Below are 18,828 nucleotides of genomic sequence, written 5' to 3'. Positions count from 1 at the left end.
TTGAATAGAAAAAAGCCATATTTGAAGAATAACTAAACCGTAACTTACTCAATCAACGACTAAAATCTCTTTGCAACAAAAGGATTCAAACTAAGACTAAAAAAAACTTTGATTTTGTAGTATAATTTTCAAGGATAGAGGAAAGGCGGGAAAAGCCAGTGAAAAACAAACAGACCTATGCGGTAGTTGATATAGAAACAACCGGTACCGATCCAAAGGTCGATCGGATCATTCAATTCGGCTGTGTATTGATTCAAGAAGGAGTTATCGTTTCCCGTTTTGCTACAGATATCAATCCCAATCAGGCCATTTCCAAGCAAATTCAGCAACTTACAGGTATTAGTAATGCACGTGTGCAAAAAGCACCATATTTTGAAGATGTTGCGTTAACGATCTACAATTTATTAGCGGATACTGTTTTTGTTGCACACAATATTTATTTTGATTATCCTTTTCTAGCACAGGAGCTAACCAGATGCGGTACGCCCAAATTAAAAATTCCGGGGATTGATACAGTTGAATTAGCTCAAATCTTTTTACCGACAGAAAAGAGTTTTCGCTTGGGGGACTTATCTGAACGTTTAGGCTTGATCCATGATAATCCGCACCAAGCAGATAGTGATGCCCAAGTGACGGCAGAACTGTTGTTATTGATCGAACGTAAAATGCGTCAATTGCCTTTGATCACGATGGAAGCTATTGCGTCATTGAGTCAGCAAACAGGGATGGATACTAGTGCTTATATTCACCAAATATATCGTGAAATGAAAAAAGATATTCAGCCGCTTTCAAAACAGCAGCACGTTGTTTCAGGAATTGCTTTGAGAAATAAAACCGTTCCATTATTTGAAGAAAAATTATATGGAAACCCAACCTTCCCACAAAAGAAAAAGGCTAAAGAAAAACTTTTTGCAAATCTAATTGGCTATCGAGCAGAGCAGAGCCGAATGATGAATTTAGTTTATGAACACTTTACCAACGAGGAAAATAAGAATTTATTTATTGAAGCTGCAACTGGCACAGGAAAAACGTTGGGGTATCTATTTCCGCTAAGTTATCTAGCAACACCTGAGGATCCAGTGATTATTAGTACCGTCTCAATCGTCTTGCAAAATCAATTAATCGAAAAAGACATTCCGTTAGCAAATCAAATTTGTCCCAAACCGTTGCAAGCTACAATCATCAAAAGCCATCGACATTATCTCGATCTGCAACGGTTTAAAGCCACATTAAAAAAACCGGTGCAGCAAAAACAATATGCTTTGTATCAAATGGGTGTTTTGGTTTGGTTATTGGAAACACAAACAGGGGACTTAGATGAATTGCAGTTGATCAATCTGAATCATGCTTTTTGGAGAGATGTTGCGCATCGTGGTGTTGATTTTTTATCAGATCAAGATCCGTTGTATCAAGAAGATTTTGTGCGCTTTCTTTACAAAAAGGTCAAACAAAGCAATGTGTTGATCGTTAATCATGCCTTTTTAGCGCAAGAAACCTTAAGAGAAGTCCCGATACTGCCAAAAAGCTCTTATCTAATTCTTGATGAAGCTCATCACTTGCCTGATATTGCTGGGAAAATTGCGAATCGTCAATTTAATTTTATTTCGTTTAAAAAGCAGGCAGCTATCTATTTAGAAGAAGACCAATTAATTGACCAAGTAAACCAAATTTTTGAAAATGAAAGTCAAGAACAGCGACTGCTCCGTATCTACGCTAAAGCGTTGAGTGATTTAGTGGAAGAATTTAGTGATTTATTTTATGAAATAAATCAACTATTTCCGAAAAATGATCAGCAAGCTCTTGTGTCTAATCTGTTAACTAAGGCTATATTTGATCAATTATCGTTGGATGGGGAACTTTCAATCCAAAAAATCGAAATTCTTTTAACTGAAATGCAGGAAATTCAATATAGATTGCGACGCTCAATTATTGAGCAACTTGAAAAGTACACAGCTTCTCAACGGATTATCTTTGTTAGTTTGCTACAATTTTTTGAACGGATCGAATTTTTATTCGAAAGTTTTGATCTGTATGTCAATGAATGGCAGCCACGTTGGATCAAAGAATATAGTGTGACGCCTCAAGGCTATGGCATGTTTGCAATCAATGATCTGGAAGCCAGCATTTTACCAGAAACAACTTGGTATGATCGATATCAACGAATTTTGTATACTGGGGGAACGTTAAAATTTGGTAATGATAAAAAATATCTCCCTAATAAATTAGGCTTAACCAATGTTTTGTTTAAAACACTCCCTGATCCTTATGATTATGAAGCAAATGCTCGTTTATATATCCCAAAAGAAGCAATTGCAATCAGCCAGGCCAATGGAACCGAGTTTGCGGCATACATTGCTTCAGTGATTCAAGAGCTAGCCCAACAGCAAGATCGTTCTATGTTGGTATTATTCACATCACATGAAATTTTGAGTAGTGTGTATTATCGGTTACATCCGCAATTTTTAAATGCAGGTAGAGAACTTTTAGCGCAAGGAATCAGTGGTAGCCGCGAGAAAATTTTAAAGCGGTTTTCACAGTCGAAAAATAGTATCTTACTAGGTGCTGATAGTTTCTGGGAAGGGGTGGATTTGCCAGGAGAGGCATTGTCGATTCTGATTGTGACACGTCTGCCTTTTGAAAATCCAAAGCGACCTTTTGTGAAAGCGCGCTATGATTATCTTGAAGAAAAAGGAATTCAAGCCTTTACGCATGAAAGTTTGCCCAAAGCCGCACTGCGCTTACGGCAAGCATTAGGACGCTTGATACGTTCAGATAGTGATAAAGGAGCGTTGATTGTTTTGGATCGTCGTTTGGTAACGGCTAAATACGGAAAACGCATGTTAAAAGCTCTACCAAAGAATCTACCGATGAAAGAAGAAACACTAGCTGAAATAGTATCAGAACTAAAAGAATTCTTAAATAAATAAATTTAGCTGCTATCTATTAAATCGTACTGATTTTCTGCTATAATGGTAGCCAGTAAGTTTGGAAAGGGCGAGTCGATTGCAGGAACAAGAAGAACGAAATGAAGCAAGAAAAAACAAGATTCTTTTGAGCATAGTCGCAGTTTTATTAGTGATTATTGTGACGATGGCTATTTTTTATGTTCGCTCCACACATCCAAGAACACAAGCGAAGCGAGAAGCAACCAAAATTGCAAAAGAATCTGCCCATTTGGAATCAGTCGATAACTTTTATTGGTTTACCAGAAAAGAGACTTATTTTAGTGTTACTGGGAAAGACGATAAAGGAGAAGCCATTGCAGTGATCATACCCAAAGCAGGTGAGAAGATCACGGTACTGAATCAAAAAGATGGAGTAGACGAACAGCAAGTCCGTCAGATCATTGAGACTGACTATAAAGAAAAGAGTATCCAAAAAGTCAGTTTAGGCATGTATAATGATAAACCAACATGGGAAGTCGTGACAAAAAACGATGATGGATTACTAAGTTATTATTTATTATCATTCGAAAAAGCGGAAGAAATTATGGTTATTAAAAATGTCTGACGAGACAATTTGATTGAGTTATTTTAAATGAAACAAGAAGAGATTGATGACGACAGTAGAGACTTCGTCCAAGGTTCTGATAAAAAATGAATGGAGCGATCATATGGACATATCAAAACGTGCACAGAAATTAGAACCCTCTGTTACGCTAGCCGCAGCAGCCAAAGCCAATGCATTAAAGGCGGCAGGTAAAGATGTTCTAAGTTTAACTGTTGGCGAACCAGATTTTACGACACCAAAAAATATTCAACAAGCAGCTATTTGCGCAATTGAAAGCGGAAAAGCCAGTTACTATACACCTTCTGCAGGTATCAAGGAATTACGAGAAGCGGTGGTCAAGCACATTGAAACCTACTATCAACTGAGTTATGAAGCAAATAATGTCATTGTCACAGATGGTGCTAAATTTGCATTATATCTTTTATTTCAAGCAGTATTGAATCCAAATGACGAAGTGATCATTCCCGTTCCATATTGGGTAAGTTATGGTGAACAAGTTAAATTAGCAGAAGGAGTTCCCGTATTTATCTCCTGTGCGCAAGAAAAAGAATTTAAAGTAACCGTAGAACAGCTAGAAGCAGCTAGAACGAATAAGACAAAATTACTGATTTTAAATTCTCCTTCTAATCCAACTGGAATGATTTACTCTGAAGCTGAGCTACGTAAAATTGGTGAGTGGGCTGTATTGAATGATATCTTGATCGTATCAGATGATATCTATGGCAGACTAGTTTATAATGGAGCCACTTTCACCCCAATAGCAACTTTATCTGAAGCAATTCAAAAACAGACGATCATTATCAATGGCGTCTCTAAAAGCTATGCGATGACAGGTTGGCGGATTGGCTACGCGGTTGGGGATGCAACCATTATTTCAGCAATGAATGATATCGCTTCGCAATCAACAAGCAATCCAACTGCCGTTAGTCAATATGCAGCGATTGAAGCACTGATTGGTAAGCAAGATACCGTGGAAACCATGAGACAAGCTTTTGAAGCACGTCTGAATGAGATTTACCCATTGTTTGCTGCGTTACCTGGATTTAAAATGGAAAAACCGCATGGTGCGTTTTATCTATTTCCAAATATCAAAGAAACCTTAACGATGTGCGGCTATACGGATGTCACTAAATGGGTCGATGATCTATTAGCAGAGGCTCAAGTTGCGCTTGTTACAGGTGCGGGTTTTGGTGCTCCTGAAAATGTTCGGATTAGTTATGCAACTGATTTAGAGACATTAAAAGAAGCTGTTAAACGTATTAATGCTTTTATAGAAAAGAAATCAACAAAATAAAATGACTTAATTCGGGATAGGTAAAAACTAAATGGATGGAGAGACGATCGTGGAACAAATTCAAATTATCGATTCAAAGAATCATGTGGGAGAAACAGTAAAAATAGGTGCTTGGATTGCGAATAAGCGTTCAAGTGGAAAAATTGCTTTTCTACAATTACGTGATGGAACAGCTTATTTTCAAGGAATCGTTGTCAAAAGCGAAGTACCAGAAGAAGTGTTTCAACTGGCAAAAGGACTAACTCAAGAGACTTCAGTTTGGATCACAGGTGAAATCAGAGAAGACAGCCGTTCAAAATTCGGTTATGAGATCGGTGTAACAGGTATTGAAGTTATCGGTGAAAGCCATGATTACCCAATTACACCAAAAGAACACGGAACAGACTTTTTGATGGATCATCGTCATTTATGGTTGCGTTCTTCGAGACAACATGCAATCATGCAAATCCGTAACGAAATTATTCGTGCAACATACGAGTTTTTTAACAACAATAATTTTGTTAAAATCGATCCGCCGATCCTAACTGCAAGTACAGCCGAAGGAACAACTGATTTATTTGAAACAAACTATTTTGATCAAAAAGCATATTTATCTCAAAGTGGACAACTATATATGGAAGCAGCAGCCTTAGCTTTTGGTAAAGTGTTTTCATTTGGCCCAACGTTTAGAGCGGAAAAATCAAAAACGCGTCGTCACTTGATCGAGTTCTGGATGATCGAACCAGAAATGGCTTTTATGCATCAAGAAGAAAGTTTAGAAGTGCAAGAACAATACGTTGCTTTCTTAGTGCAAAGTGTATTGGACAATTGTGACCAGGCTTTAGATGTGTTGGAACGTGATAGAGAAGTCTTGAAGAAATATACACAATTACCATTTCCACGTATTTCTTATGATGAAGCAGTTGAGTTATTGAAGAAAAATGGGTTTGACGATATTGAGTGGGGCGATGATTTTGGCTCACCACACGAAACATTTATCGCAAATTCATTTGACCGTCCAGTCTTTATTTTAAACTATCCAAAAGCAATCAAAGCTTTTTATATGAAACCACATCCAACTCGGGATGATGTCGTGATTTGTGCGGATATGATTGCACCTGAGGGCTACGGAGAAATTATAGGTGGTTCTGAAAGAGCGATCGATCATGATTACTTATTAGAACAAATTCGTAAGCACAATCTAGATGAAAAAGAATATTCTTGGTATTTAGATTTACGTCGTTATGGTTCAGTACCGCATTCAGGATTTGGTTTAGGCTTAGAACGTACGGTCACTTGGTTGGCAGGAATCGAACATGTACGTGAAGCAAGCCCATTTCCACGTTTGTTAAACCGTATTTATCCATAAAACTGTTATCGTTAGTCGATGAAAGAAGCGTTATATTCTCTTTCTTCGGCTAATTTTTTTAGAAAAATGTTTCACTAGATCAAATTAGAGATAAGAATCTAGAAAAAGTAAGGTAAATTGTTTAGAATTCCCCTTTTTTATGGTAGAATTGACAGAAAGTAGAATAAAGGAATGACTTGAATGGAAAACCCAACACAAATCAAAAGAAAACATTTTCGTTTTCCAGCTTATGATGATGACTTAGGCGTGAAATTAGTTTCTGAAAATAAACGTACATTGTTTCAAGAAGAACCAATGCTTACTAAAACAACAACGCAAACACAAAAAAATGCGCCTGTAATCGATCCAGTAACAGTGCAGCCAGTGATGCCAAAACAACCAACACAAACAAACAAACAACATGTCTCACATAGTCAAGAACAAGTAGCAGAGCTAGCTCGACATAAATCTAATCTGCCTAACTATATGATGACCCATAATAAAACAACCACAAAAACGCAAAAGCCGAATTTATTTGGTTCGATGCCAAAGAGAAGTTCATATGGTTTTGGCTCACAGCAAACACCTAAAAAAAATAAAGCGGCATTTTCAAAAGATTTTACGTACGATACGCGCTCTTATTTTGTGCCGAAATACATTCCAGCTTCTGTGATTCCAGAAGAGCAGACACCAGTAGTAACAGAGCAAGAATTAACTGATGCGATGAAAAAAGATCAAAGTTCTTATTTACTTTTTGATGAGGAGCCAGCAGCGTTCCAAGTAAAAGGCAATGAAGATCCAACTGTTCAAAAATTTAATATCCCAAAAGGATCACCAGAAATTCCAGTCACAAGACGTCAATATCAACAAATCAAACCTGATATGGAACGCTTTGGCAAAGAAGGCGATATTAGCCATACATTACCCCGCTCTCGTAAAGAACTAAAGACAGCGAAAGAAAAGGCGAAAAGTCAAACAGCATACGGACAAAAAGTAGCTGAAGCAGAGCATGAAAAAAAACGGGGCATATTGGATAAATCATTGAGTGGTATTATTGAAGATTCAAGTATGGAGATGGAAAATAGCAAGTATTTTAATTAAATCACTATCTGAGACAAAACGAAAGTTGGTTTTGTCTCAGCTTTTTACTGTCAGCTTTATAGGTGCTTTTTTGAGAGATAATTTGAACAGAGCAAGCAATAAACGGATCATTTTTTAGTTGATTATTTCATAAATTTATACGATAATGGGTTGCATACGTTTGAGAAGTGTTTAAAAAAGCTGCGTTTTATATAGATATTAAGAGAAGAGGATTAGAATGAGCAATCAAGAAAATAAATTACATCATTTTGTTGGGATCAAAGGTTCAGGAATGAGTTCATTGGCACTTGTATTATTTGAAAAAGGGTACCATGTGCAAGGCTCAGATGTTGACGAGTATTTTTTCACACAACGTGATTTAGAAAAAGCTGGTATTTCGATTTTGCCGTTCAATGCGGATAATATTACAAAAGATATGGTTGTTATCGCAGGAAATGCATTTCCTGATACACACGAAGAATTAAGTCGTGCCAAAGAATTAGGTGCTGAAATTATTCGTTATCATGATTTTATTGGGCGTTTCATTCAGCCATACACAAGCGTTGCCGTTACGGGTTCTCATGGGAAGACAAGTACGACAGGGTTACTATCCCATGTATTGACTGGTATTGCACCAACTAGCTATTTAATTGGAGATGGAACTGGACATGGCAATCCAAACGCTGAATTTTTTGCTTTTGAAGCGTGTGAGTATCGTCGTCATTTTCTAGCCTATTCTCCAGATTATGCAATCATGACGAATATCGACTTTGATCATCCTGATTATTTTAAGAGCATTGAAGATGTGTTTTCTGCCTTTCAAATAATGGCAAAACAAGTTAAAAAAGCAATTTTTGCTTATGGTGACGATAAATATTTACGCAAGTTGGAAACGGATATTCCGATTTATTACTACGGCTTAACAAATGAAGATGATATCCAAGCTAGAAATATTGAGCGAACAACTCAAGGTTCTTCTTTTGACGTTTACCAAAAAGAACAATTGATCGGGCACTTTGTATTACCGGCTTTCGGTCAGCACAATATCATGAATGCTTTAGGAGTGATTGCTGTTGCCTACTTTGAAAAGCTAGATATGAATAAAGTGGCTGAGGAAATGTTAACTTTTGAAGGGGTAAAACGCCGTTTTACTGAGAAAAAGGTTTCTGATATGATCATCGTGGATGATTATGCCCATCACCCAACAGAGATTATAGCTACAATCGATGGAGCACGTCAAAAATACCCAGAAAAAGAAATCATCGCAGTCTTTCAACCGCACACATTTACTCGGACGATCGCATTGATGGATGAGTTTGCGGAGGCCCTGGATTTAGCGGATGCCGTTTATCTTTGTGATATTTTTGGTTCGGCTAGAGAGCAACAAGGAGATGTCAAAATCGAGGATTTAGGAAACAAAATCCAAAAAGGCGGACAAGTGATCAAAGAAGAGAATGTATCACCACTTTTGGACCATGAAAATGCTGTAATGGTCTTTATGGGAGCAGGAGATGTTCAGAAATTTGAACAAGCTTATGAAACATTATTGAGTAATACAACGAGAAGTGTTTTATAATAGAGAGCCTTTAGCTTGAACTTCCAAGAGTCAGTAGGAGAATCATAGGGTGATTCTACTGACTCTTTCTTTTTAACTTGCCTTTTGTCGTCATTTTGGTACAATTATCTTATCATTAGTGGAGGTGTACTAATTTGAATATCGGAAAACCGAGAAAATTAGGCAAAACCATCGAAGATATTGAGGAAGGCGATTCGCTATCTTTAACCGAATCGATCGAAGATAAAGAGTTACTTCTTTATTTGGGCTTAACAAACGATGCCAATCCCTTATATATCCAACATGATTATGCCCAAAAAACAGAATATGGCAAACCAATCGTACCATCAATCATGCTGATGGGAATCATTACTAGTGCAATTTCAAAACATTTACCAGGACCAGGCTCTCATGTGGTCAATTTTTCAGTCAACTTTGTGGAACCTGTTTTTCATTATGAAACGTTGACATTCCAGTTTGAAGTGATCAAGGTTGATAAGATGAAAGACGTTGTAACGATTTCGATCGAGGTCGTCAATGAAGAAGAAGATCGAGTACTTGATGCGGTCGTAATGGTTCAACCCCCTCAAGTGACAATAGAGGATTTAGAAGAGAAAGAAGGAGATATAAATGAATAACGGAGCAGTAGCAAATGTCGGCTTGAATAAATTTTATTCAAAAATATATGCATTTTTAGCAATGGGAATCGGGGTCAGCGCATTAGTATCGTATCTGATTTTGACCGTTTATCCAATTGTTTTAGTCACACTTTTGAAGTCCACACCTTTATTTATAGGATTATGGCTCCTTCAAATTGGCTTAGTGTTATTTTTGGGCGTTAGAGCACAAAAAAATCCGAGTTTAGCGATTAGCGGTTTCTTAGTTTATTCGGTATTAAACGGGATAACAATCTCTGCGACGTTACTAATGTACGCTCAAGCAACAGTGGTTAGCGCTTTTGTTAGTGCTGCTGCAACATTTGGCGCAATGTCATTAGTTGGAATGTTTACGAAGAAAGATCTATCAGCAATGGGACATGCGGCTTATAGTGCCTTGATCGGAATTATCATTGCAATGGTTATCAATTTCTTCTTCTTACGTAGCAGCGCCGTTTCTTTTTTCATTTCAATTTTGATGGTGTTGATTTTCGCTGGAATTACAGCTTATGACAATCAAAGAATTCGTCAAGTGTATAATGAAACTGCTGGTCAAGCTGGAACTGGCTTAGCTGTATTTTTCGCTTTACAACTTTATCTTGATTTCATCAACCTATTCTTAGCATTTTTACGTATTTTCGGTAAAAATAATTAAAATACGGATGAATGAGGTTGGGACAGAAGAGTTTAACTCCGAGAAATAAGAAGGAATTCACGAAAATTGTTTTTCAAATTTTCGTGAATTTCAGTTTATTTCCGAAGGAGTTGCTTCTGCTCCCACTGTTTATTGGGATTCCTTGAGGATGGGATGTAACTCATAGAGTTATGTCTCATCCTCTTTTTTTGTTTTTATATTCAAAATTACCACTAATTTCGGTTTTATATTGTATTAAAATACATTTTTATGGTTAATTTTGGTATAAAATACATTGACTATCTTAGCCCTTTGATTTATACTTTTATAAAATTAGAAAAATATAGCTGATTATGATACGGGATGGTGTAAAAAATGGAAAAGTATGAAAAAATACCAAAAGGGTTTAAGTTTTATGGGACGCATGTCGGGATTAAGAAAAAAAGAAAAGATTTTGGATTGATTGTAGCCGATGAACTTTGTCATGCTGCCGCCGTTTTTACAAAGAATACATTTTGCGGCGAATGTATTCCAATCGGGAAAGAGAATGTAAAAGATGGAAAATTACAAGCGGTCGTAGTGACCAGCGGTATTGCGAATGTTGCAACCGGCAAGACAGGTAGAGCAAATGAATATAAAATCATGGAGAAACTAGCAGAAAAATTAACCATCGATCAAGAAAATATTTTACCTTCGTCCACAGGCGTGATCGGTCCTCAATTGCCGATTAAACGGATTGAAGAATTTTTGACGCAAGAAGTACTTGAATTGGAGCAAAACTACGAAAATTTTGCTCACGCTATTTTAACAACGGATCAACGGATCAAGGTTCATAGCTTAAAGGTCGGTGATGCGACAATTTTAGGGATCGTTAAAGGCTCAGGTATGATCGAGCCGAACATGGCAACAATGCTAGCGTATATTTTGACAGATGCTAAGGTGGACAAAGAGGTGATCTATCCGATGCTGAAGGCGGCTGCCGATCAATCTTTTAATACGATCAGTATTGATTCTGATACAAGTACTAGTGATACCGTAGCATTTTTGGCCAGCGGACATTATGATGTTGAACAAACAGCGCTACAAGCTGGCTTAAATCAGATCAGTAAGGAATTAGCGTTAGCCGTTGTAAAAGACGCTGAAGGGGCTACTAAGACAATGTTTGTCACTGTGAAAAATGCGCAAAGTCAAGAACAAGCAAAAAATGCAGGAAAGTCGATCATTAATTCGCCATTAGTAAAAACAGCATTGTTTGGCAATGATCCTAATTGGGGACGAATTGCAATGGCTCTTGGTAAAACAGAAGGATTGCTATTTGACCAAAATAAAGTAGAAATCTATTATGGCAAGTATCCGATTTTTTCAAATAATAAGGAGGAGCAACAAAATAGTAACAATATCACAACCTATATTGAACAAAATGATGAGATTTATTTAACGATCGATCTCCATCAAGGAACCGAAAGTTTTCAAGTGATCGGCTGTGATTTAAGTTATGATTATGTTAAAATAAATAGCGATTATTTGACTTGAAGCAACCGCAAAAAGATCAGATTGTGATGAGAGATAGCCAATCTGATTTTTTCGTTTTTCTTGCAGATAAAACGAAACTTGTCTTATTCTTTCCCTTTTATTTTACGAATGTATGTTCTATAATAAGGAGATGATAGGTGGGGAGAACTATGCTAAATACGCAAAGAATCGCAGTTCGCAGATTAGTGGAATTTATTTTACGTAAAGGCAGTATTGATGCTAGACACACAAGTGAGCATACGGCATTAGAAGGAGCCAAAATCCATCGGAAACTGCAAATATCTGCTGGCGAGAACTATCAAAAGGAAATCAAACTTGCGATCAACATAGAATTAAATCAACAAACATACATAATTGAAGGCCGGGCTGATGGCATTTTTCTGGATGAACAAAAACGAACCGTGATCGATGAAATCAAGACATCGGAACCAGCCTTTTCGGAATTGTTGAAAGAACAAGTGGAGATGTATTGGTATCAAGTGATGTGTTACGGACATATCTATTGCCAACAAGAAGACTTAGAAGTGATTACTTTACAATTAACTTATTATCAAACAACGACAGAAGAAATCACTAGGCAAACAAAAAAATTTACTAAAGAAGAATTGAATACTTTTTTTGAAGATCTGACACAAAAATATGAGCAGTGGCTGATTTTTAAAGTGAATTGGCGTATGACGCGTAATCATTCTTTACAGCAGTTGCCTTTTCCATACGGAGATTATCGATCTGGCCAAAGAGAACTTGCAGTTGCTGTGTACAAAACAATCTTAAGCGACCAAAAACTGTTTGTTGAAGCACCAACTGGAACAGGCAAGACGATATCGACCTTGTTTCCGACTTTAAAAGCAATCGGTGAAGAGCAAGCGGAAAGAGCATTTTATCTAACGGCTAAAACAATTACACGTCAGGTTGCAGAAGATGCTGTGGAAGCGATGAAGCAAAAGGAAATGCGGCTAAAAAGTGTGACAGTAACAGCAAAAGATAAAATTTGTTTTTTAACAGAAAGAAATTGTATTCCAGAAGCCTGTCCATTTGCTAATGGTTATTATGATCGTTTGAATGAGGGATTGTGGGATTTACTAAATCATGAAGATCAGTTTACTCGTGATGTTATTGAACGCTATGCTCGTAAGCACACACTGTGTCCATTTGAACTTTCTTTGGATGTTAGCTTATGGTGTGATTTAGTGATTTGTGATTACAATTATTTATTTGATCCTGTTGTTTACCTAAGGCGCTTTTTTGAAGAGCAGGGAGAAGAGAAAGAAAACTTGTTTTTAGTAGATGAAGTCCATAATCTAGTCAATCGTTCACGGGAAATGTATTCAGCTGTATTGTCTAAGAGTATGTTTTCTACTTTAAAAAACACACTTGAAAAAAGACAAATAAAGGTGATTCGAGCACTGAAAAAAATCGAAAACGAATTTGATAAGATAAAACAAGTCTGTGAGGAGGAAGGGAAAGACTTTATACAGCAGCAAGCACCAATCGATAGTCTAGTCAAAGTAGCCTATTCGCTTGCTGAAACGATCAAGGAGTGGTTACCTGAAAATCAAGATCATACCGAAATCAATCAAATGCTCTCTGTTTATTTTGATTTGCTGAATTATACGAAGATCAGTGAAGGTTATGATGACCATTATTGCACCTATGTCAATTGCCAGAATCATGAGATCATGGTCAAGCAGTTTTGTATTGATCCTAGCTACTTATTACAGCAAAAACTAGACAAAGGAAAGTCTAGTATTTTATTTTCTGCAAGTTTAACGCCGTTGGATTATTATCAAGAAGTTTTAGGTGGAGGGAAGGACAGTCTTCGGTATCGTATTCCTAGTCCTTTTCCAAAAGAAAATCAATTGTTAGTAGTTGAAAGCTACATCCAAACGACTTACAGAGAACGTGCGCATAGCTATGGGAAAATTGTTGACAGTCTGACGAATATGATCCAGCAAAAAGAAGGAAATTATTTTGTATTTTTCCCTTCCTATTCTTATATGGATATCATTTATGAACTCTTCCGACAAAAAAATCCTTATGTTAAGACCAAGATTCAAGCAAGCATGATGACGGAAGTGGAGCGGGAGGCCTTTTTAGCCGATTTTGTGGCAGAACCAGCAGAAACTCTACTTGGTTTTTGTGTCTTAGGAGGTATTTTTTCAGAAGGGATCGATTTAAAAGGGAGTCGTTTGATTGGTACAGCAATTGTGGGTGTTGGGTTACCTCAGATCAACCATGAACAAGAATTAATCAAGGGCTATTATGATCAAGAAAAAAATCAAGGCTTTCAATTTGCTTATCAAATTCCTGGGATGAATAAAGTGTTGCAGGCTGCAGGCAGAGTCATTAGGGATACAGATGATCGCGGTGTAGTTCTATTGTTGGATCAACGTTTTCAAACAAATGCTGTCCAACGCTTTTTCCCACCTCATTGGCATCAGGTTCAGACTTCCAATTCTTCAGAACAGACAAAACAACTCTTGCAACAATTTTGGTCATTAGACTGATCGAGTGAGAATGGGAAAAACAATCACTTACTGGTATACTAACATAAGTACTGACTGATGAAAGTAGTATTTATTTTTAAGAAAGTATAGCAATAAAAGCAGCCGAGGTTTAGTTTATCGGCTCTTTTTTGAGAAAAAGCTTACAATACCTCTAAACTAACGAAGCATAAGGAGACGAAAGATGAAAAATATCCTTGTATTACATACAGGCGGCACGATTTCAATGTCAAAAGAAGCAGATGGAAATGTAACCACTAATTCCATGAATCCATTGCTAGACCAAGAAGAATTATTAGCAGGAAAAGTAAACCTGATTGTAGAACCAATTTTCAATATTCCTTCACCACAGATGACCTTAGAACGAATGTTGGAGTTAAAGCAACGGATTCAAAAGGCGTATACTGAAGCGATCGATGGAGTAGTCATTACGCATGGTACAGATACTTTAGAAGAGACAGCTTATTTTTTAGATAGTACACTAGAAAATAAAATGCCGATCGTCTTAACAGGTGCGATGCGTTCCAGTAATGAAATTGGTACAGATGGATTATATAATTTTATCAGCGCTGTTTGGACGGCTTGTTCAGATGAGTCTTTTGATAAAGGGGTCCTTGTTGTAATGAATGATGAAATCCATACGGCCCGTTATGTAACAAAAACACATACAACAAATGTAGCCACTTTTCGAACTCCAACATTCGGCCCCATCGGGATGATTGCGAAGGAACGAACTTTTTTCGCCAGTGAAGTGCGTCGGCAATCAGTCTGTGATATCCAAAGCGTCACTGGTGAAGTCTATGTGATTAAAGCATATGCTGGAATGGATGGTAGCTTGTTTGATTTAGTGAACAACGATCAAACCGATGGCATCGTAATAGAAGCTTTAGGGGCAGGTAATCTCCCTCCTGAAACATTACCTGCCTTGGAAAGACTTTTAGCTAGAAATATTCCGATCGTCTTAGTTTCTCGTTGTTCTAATGGTATTGCTGAAGACATTTATGATTATGATGGCGGTGGTGTTAATTTGAAGAAAATGGGTATTATCTTTTCTAGAGGATTAAATGGGCCAAAAGCTCGAATTCGCTTGATTGTTGGTCTAAATAGTAATAAAAATAGACAGGAATTATCTGAGTTTTTAAGTGAATAAAAAAATGTATAACTAGCTAAAAAATAGTAGCTAGTTATACATTTTTTTTAACGGAAATTAGTAAATTGTAACTCTACAGGTAATTCTAAATTACGAAGTAAGGCAATCACTTTTTGCAAATCATCACGGCTTTTTCCTGTCACTCTGATTTGGTCTTCTTGAATTTGAGATTTCACTTTGATGCCAGAATTTTTGATTGCCACGTTGATTTTTTTGGCATTCTCTTTATCGATGCCACTAATCAACTCACCATATTGACGGGCAGCGCCACCAAGCGCTTTTTCACTTGTTGAGAAGTGAATATTTTTAATGGGTACTGCTCGTTTCACTAATTTGCTAAATAAAACATCTTTCACTTGTTCGACTTTATAATCATCTTCAGCCATGACGACTAGTTTATTGTTTTCTAACTTTATATCTGCAATCGACCCTTTGAAATCAAATCGATTCTTGATTTCTTTCAGTGCGATTTGGATCGAGTTTTTGACTTCTTCCATATTTATTTCAGATGTTACATCAAAACTTGCTTCTTTTGCGGCCATTTGAAAAGCTCCTCTCATTATTTCTTACTTTTATAGTACCATTAAATAGAGAAGAAACAAGTCTAAATCTTTTTTTGAGAGCTGGAGTAACAAAAGGTGTGAAAAGCCAGTGTCTAATTAAAATGAGAGAATAAAATAATCCTCATTTTCTACTTTTTTTCTTTTCTTTTTTTGAGCAACCTGTTATCCTGATTCGAGGGATTTTTCTTAAGAAATAAAGATACTGCTCTGTGGGTGAGCAGTTTCATAAAGGACGGGGAGGTTCTAGATGAGTAAATGGGTCATCACATATAAACAAAGTGAGACAGTAAAAAAGTTTGCAGTTATTTTTGTTACCGGTATTTTAGTAGCGATCAGCTTGAACTTTTTTTTGATCCCTGCTAAAGTTTTTTCGGCGGGAATGAATGGAGTCGCGCAAATTATTGCAACATTATTGTATACACATCTTGGTATTACAATCGACACAGGATTATTTATTTTATTATTGAATATTCCAATTTTTCTTTTAGGATTTTTAAAATTAGGTAAAGAGTCAACAATTTATAGTTTTTTGAATGTTGCCTGGATTTCTTTAACAACGATTTTGATCCCAATTGAAGTTGTAACGACGAATCCATTGATGAATGCGATTGCTGGTGGTGTATTGATTGGAATCGGGGCTGGTTTGTCCTTGAAAATGGGGTTTACAACTGGCGGTATGGATGTTATTTCATTGGTGCTATCAAAGACAACGGGGAAAACAGTTGGTAATTATATGTTTATGCTCAACGGAATCATTGTGGCAATTGCTGGTTTTGTTTTTGATTGGGAAAGTGCATTGTATACGATTATTTCGATTTATTGTATGACCCAAGTAGTCGATACAATCCATACTAGCCATCAAAAAATCACCGCGATGATCGTAACCGTTCAACCAGAAGTTGTAACACAAGCCATTTCAAAACAGATGATTCGAGGGATGACGTTGCTCCCATCGATGGGTGGTTATTCTGGTGTTGAAGGACGGATGATCATGATGGTGATTACGCGTTATGAGTTGTATGATTTGGAACAAATCGTTTATGAAGTAGATGAGAATGCGTTTATGAATATTATTCCTACGCATTCTGTACTAGGACGATTTGCAAATGAAGATGAACAGCGGATTTTTAAAAGTACTGGAAGTTTCCCAGAAATGAAGAAACATAAAACAAAACAGAAATAGCGTTACTCTTTCAAGTTCATCAAAAATCTGATTGAAAGCAGATTTTTGATGAACTTTTTTAGCGTGTCAAGGATTGATGTGGTAAATTTCCCAAACATTGACACTTTTTCTCTATCAAACAACTGACTTCCCAGAACTTCTTTGAAGTATTGATAGCGTATTCATACGGTGGTATAACTAATTTGTAAAACAAGCAAATAGAAGGAGGGTGTTTCACTAGTGATGGAGAAAGTGCAGCGGTTTGGAGGAGCAATGTTTACCCCGGTCTTGTTATTCTCGTTTTCAGGAATTATGGTAGCGCTTGCTATTATATTTAAAAATCCAATGATCGTTGGAAGTATTGCCAATGAAGGAAGCGTTTGGTATGGTGTCTGGTCTGTTTTGGAAAGTGGGGCTTGGACTGTTTTTAATCAGATGGAGTTGCTGTTTGTGATTGGTTTACCGATTGGATTAGCTAAAAAGGCCAATGCTCGAGCAGCCATGGAAGCTTTTGTGATTTATCTGACTTGCAATTATTTTATCAGCAGTATGTTGGAATATTTCGGTGTGTTCTTTGGGGTTGATTTTGCCCAAGAAGTCGGGGGCGATAGTGGAATGAAGATGATTGCGGGGATCAAAACGCTGGATACTGGTATTATCGGTGCTATTTTTATTTCAGCAATTGTGGTTTGGCTGCATAATCGTTACTTTGATACTAAATTGCCAGATTTTTTAGGAATCTTTCAGGGATCATCTTTGATTGCGATTTTAGGTTTCTTCGCTATGTTACCAATCGCTTTTCTAATTTGTCTGATTTGGCCGAAAATTCAAATGGGGATTGGTTCGATGCAGACTTTCTTAGCAAGTGCTGGAACATTTGGTGTTTGGTTGTATACGTTCTTAGAAAGAATTTTGATTCCTACAGGATTACATCATTTTATTTACACACCGTTTGTCTTTGGTCCGGCAGTTGTTGAAAATGGTATCACTAAATACTGGATGGCACACTTAAATGAATATGCGCAGACAACGACGCCAATCAAACAATTATTCCCACAAGGCGGTTTTGCTTTACACGGGAATTCAAAGATCTTTGCTTCACCGGGTATTGCAGCGGCATTTTATTTTACTGCAAAACCCGATAAGCGGAAAAAGGTCTTAGCAATTTTGATTCCTGTAACTTTAACGGCTGTTTTAGCTGGCATTACGGAACCGTTGGAATTTACGTTTTTATTTGTTGCACCACCGCTATTTGTATTACATGCTGTGTTAGCAGCAACGATGGCTGCGACGATGTATTTCTTTGGTGTCGTAGGGGATATGGGTGGTGGATTCATCGATTTAATGGCGAAAAACTGGATTCCACTATTTGCAAATCATAAAGGAATGATTTTCACGCAATTGATTATTGGTCTATCCTTCACACTGATCTATTTCGTCGTTTTTCGTGCATTGATTTTGAAGTTTAACTTTGCAACACCTGGAAGAGAAGAAGACCAAGAAGTTAAATTGTATAGTAAAAAAGAGTATAAGGAGTCAAAAAAAGCTGGAACTATAGGAGATGTAGCGATTGCTGGAGCGAATCAGTATACAGAGCAAGCAGCGGTCTATTTAGAAGCTTTTGGTGGTAGTGATAACATCGAAAAGGTCAATAATTGTGCGACTCGTTTGAGAATTACGGTGAAAGAGGAAGGAATCGTTGCCCCAGATAGTGCCTTTAAAGAAGGTGGTGCACACGGTGTTGTTAGAAATGGGACAGCCTTTCAAGTAATCGTCGGCTTAGATGTCCCTCAAGTGAGAGAGCAATTTGAGAATTTATTAGCATTAGGAAATGACAATCAAGTAAATGAATAAAGCTAA

At 37.0% G+C, this 18,828-nt stretch carries 14 protein-coding genes; 13 read left to right on the top strand and 1 reads right to left on the bottom strand.

Features of this window, described 5'->3' with window-relative positions; translation table 11 throughout:
* The first annotated feature begins 158 nt into the window (after nucleotides 1–158).
* The 11 genes from BCR24_RS00695 to BCR24_RS00645 all read left to right on the top strand — a co-directional run bounded on the left by BCR24_RS00695 (nucleotide 159) and on the right by BCR24_RS00645 (nucleotide 15,243).
* Entirely contained in the window at nucleotides 159–2,927 is a 2,769-nt protein-coding gene (locus tag BCR24_RS00695) for a helicase C-terminal domain-containing protein (protein ID WP_069638637.1), read from the top strand.
* 76 nt (nucleotides 2,928–3,003) lie between these two features.
* Nucleotides 3,004–3,510 carry a cell wall elongation regulator TseB-like domain-containing protein gene (locus BCR24_RS00690; RefSeq protein ID WP_069638636.1) on the top strand — a complete coding sequence of 169 codons (507 nt, stop codon included), beginning with the start codon at nucleotides 3,004–3,006 and terminating at the stop codon, nucleotides 3,508–3,510.
* Between the two features lie 103 nt (nucleotides 3,511–3,613).
* Entirely contained in the window at nucleotides 3,614–4,804 is a 1,191-nt protein-coding gene (locus BCR24_RS00685; RefSeq protein WP_069638635.1) for a pyridoxal phosphate-dependent aminotransferase, read from the top strand.
* A gap of 49 nt (nucleotides 4,805–4,853) precedes the next feature.
* Nucleotides 4,854–6,152, top strand: a complete 1,299-nt coding sequence (asnS, locus tag BCR24_RS00680) for an asparagine--tRNA ligase (protein WP_069638828.1) — start codon at nucleotides 4,854–4,856, stop codon at nucleotides 6,150–6,152.
* Between the two features lie 180 nt (nucleotides 6,153–6,332).
* Entirely contained in the window at nucleotides 6,333–7,232 is a 900-nt protein-coding gene (locus BCR24_RS00675; protein ID WP_069638634.1) for a hypothetical protein, read from the top strand.
* A 217-nt stretch (nucleotides 7,233–7,449) separates the two neighbouring features.
* Entirely contained in the window at nucleotides 7,450–8,787 is a 1,338-nt protein-coding gene (gene murC, locus BCR24_RS00670) for a UDP-N-acetylmuramate--L-alanine ligase (protein ID WP_069638633.1), read from the top strand.
* Nucleotides 8,788–8,921: 134 nt separating this feature from the next.
* Nucleotides 8,922–9,404: a MaoC family dehydratase gene (locus BCR24_RS00665; protein WP_069638632.1), complete on the top strand. Its 483-nt coding sequence runs from the start codon at nucleotides 8,922–8,924 to the stop codon at nucleotides 9,402–9,404.
* Nucleotides 9,397–10,077: a Bax inhibitor-1/YccA family protein gene (locus BCR24_RS00660; protein WP_069638631.1), complete on the top strand. Its 681-nt coding sequence runs from the start codon at nucleotides 9,397–9,399 to the stop codon at nucleotides 10,075–10,077. Before BCR24_RS00665 ends, BCR24_RS00660 begins: the two co-directional genes overlap by 8 nt.
* A gap of 354 nt (nucleotides 10,078–10,431) precedes the next feature.
* Nucleotides 10,432–11,589 carry a bifunctional glutamate N-acetyltransferase/amino-acid acetyltransferase ArgJ gene (gene argJ / locus BCR24_RS00655; protein WP_069638630.1) on the top strand — a complete coding sequence of 386 codons (1,158 nt, stop codon included), beginning with the start codon at nucleotides 10,432–10,434 and terminating at the stop codon, nucleotides 11,587–11,589.
* Nucleotides 11,590–11,738: 149 nt separating this feature from the next.
* A complete protein-coding gene (locus BCR24_RS00650; protein ID WP_069638629.1) occupies nucleotides 11,739–14,096 on the top strand; it encodes an ATP-dependent DNA helicase in 2,358 nt (785 codons plus the stop codon).
* A 181-nt stretch (nucleotides 14,097–14,277) separates the two neighbouring features.
* Nucleotides 14,278–15,243: an asparaginase gene (locus BCR24_RS00645; protein ID WP_069638628.1), complete on the top strand. Its 966-nt coding sequence runs from the start codon at nucleotides 14,278–14,280 to the stop codon at nucleotides 15,241–15,243.
* A gap of 47 nt (nucleotides 15,244–15,290) precedes the next feature.
* Here the strand turns inward: BCR24_RS00645 and BCR24_RS00640 are convergent, their stop codons facing one another.
* The gene (locus BCR24_RS00640) at nucleotides 15,291–15,785 is read right to left on the bottom strand and encodes a YajQ family cyclic di-GMP-binding protein (RefSeq protein WP_069638627.1); all 495 of its coding nucleotides are present in this window, start codon (nucleotides 15,783–15,785) and stop codon (nucleotides 15,291–15,293) included.
* A 268-nt stretch (nucleotides 15,786–16,053) separates the two neighbouring features.
* Here BCR24_RS00640 and BCR24_RS00635 point away from each other — a divergent pair, with 268 nt between their 5' ends.
* Both BCR24_RS00635 and BCR24_RS00630 read left to right on the top strand, forming a co-directional pair.
* Complete coding sequence (locus BCR24_RS00635) at nucleotides 16,054–16,989, top strand: YitT family protein (RefSeq protein ID WP_069638626.1); 936 nt, start codon at nucleotides 16,054–16,056, stop codon at nucleotides 16,987–16,989.
* 219 nt (nucleotides 16,990–17,208) lie between these two features.
* Nucleotides 17,209–18,822 (top strand): alpha-glucoside-specific PTS transporter subunit IIBC, encoded by a 1,614-nt coding sequence (locus BCR24_RS00630; RefSeq protein ID WP_083244267.1) that lies wholly within the window; start codon nucleotides 17,209–17,211, stop codon nucleotides 18,820–18,822.
* Nucleotides 18,823–18,828: the final 6 nt, after the last annotated feature.

The organism is Enterococcus ureilyticus, assembly GCF_001730315.1.
Lineage (GTDB): Bacteria > Bacillota > Bacilli > Lactobacillales > Enterococcaceae > Enterococcus_L > Enterococcus_L ureilyticus.
This window is presented reverse-complemented; position numbering and strand designations above follow the sequence as displayed.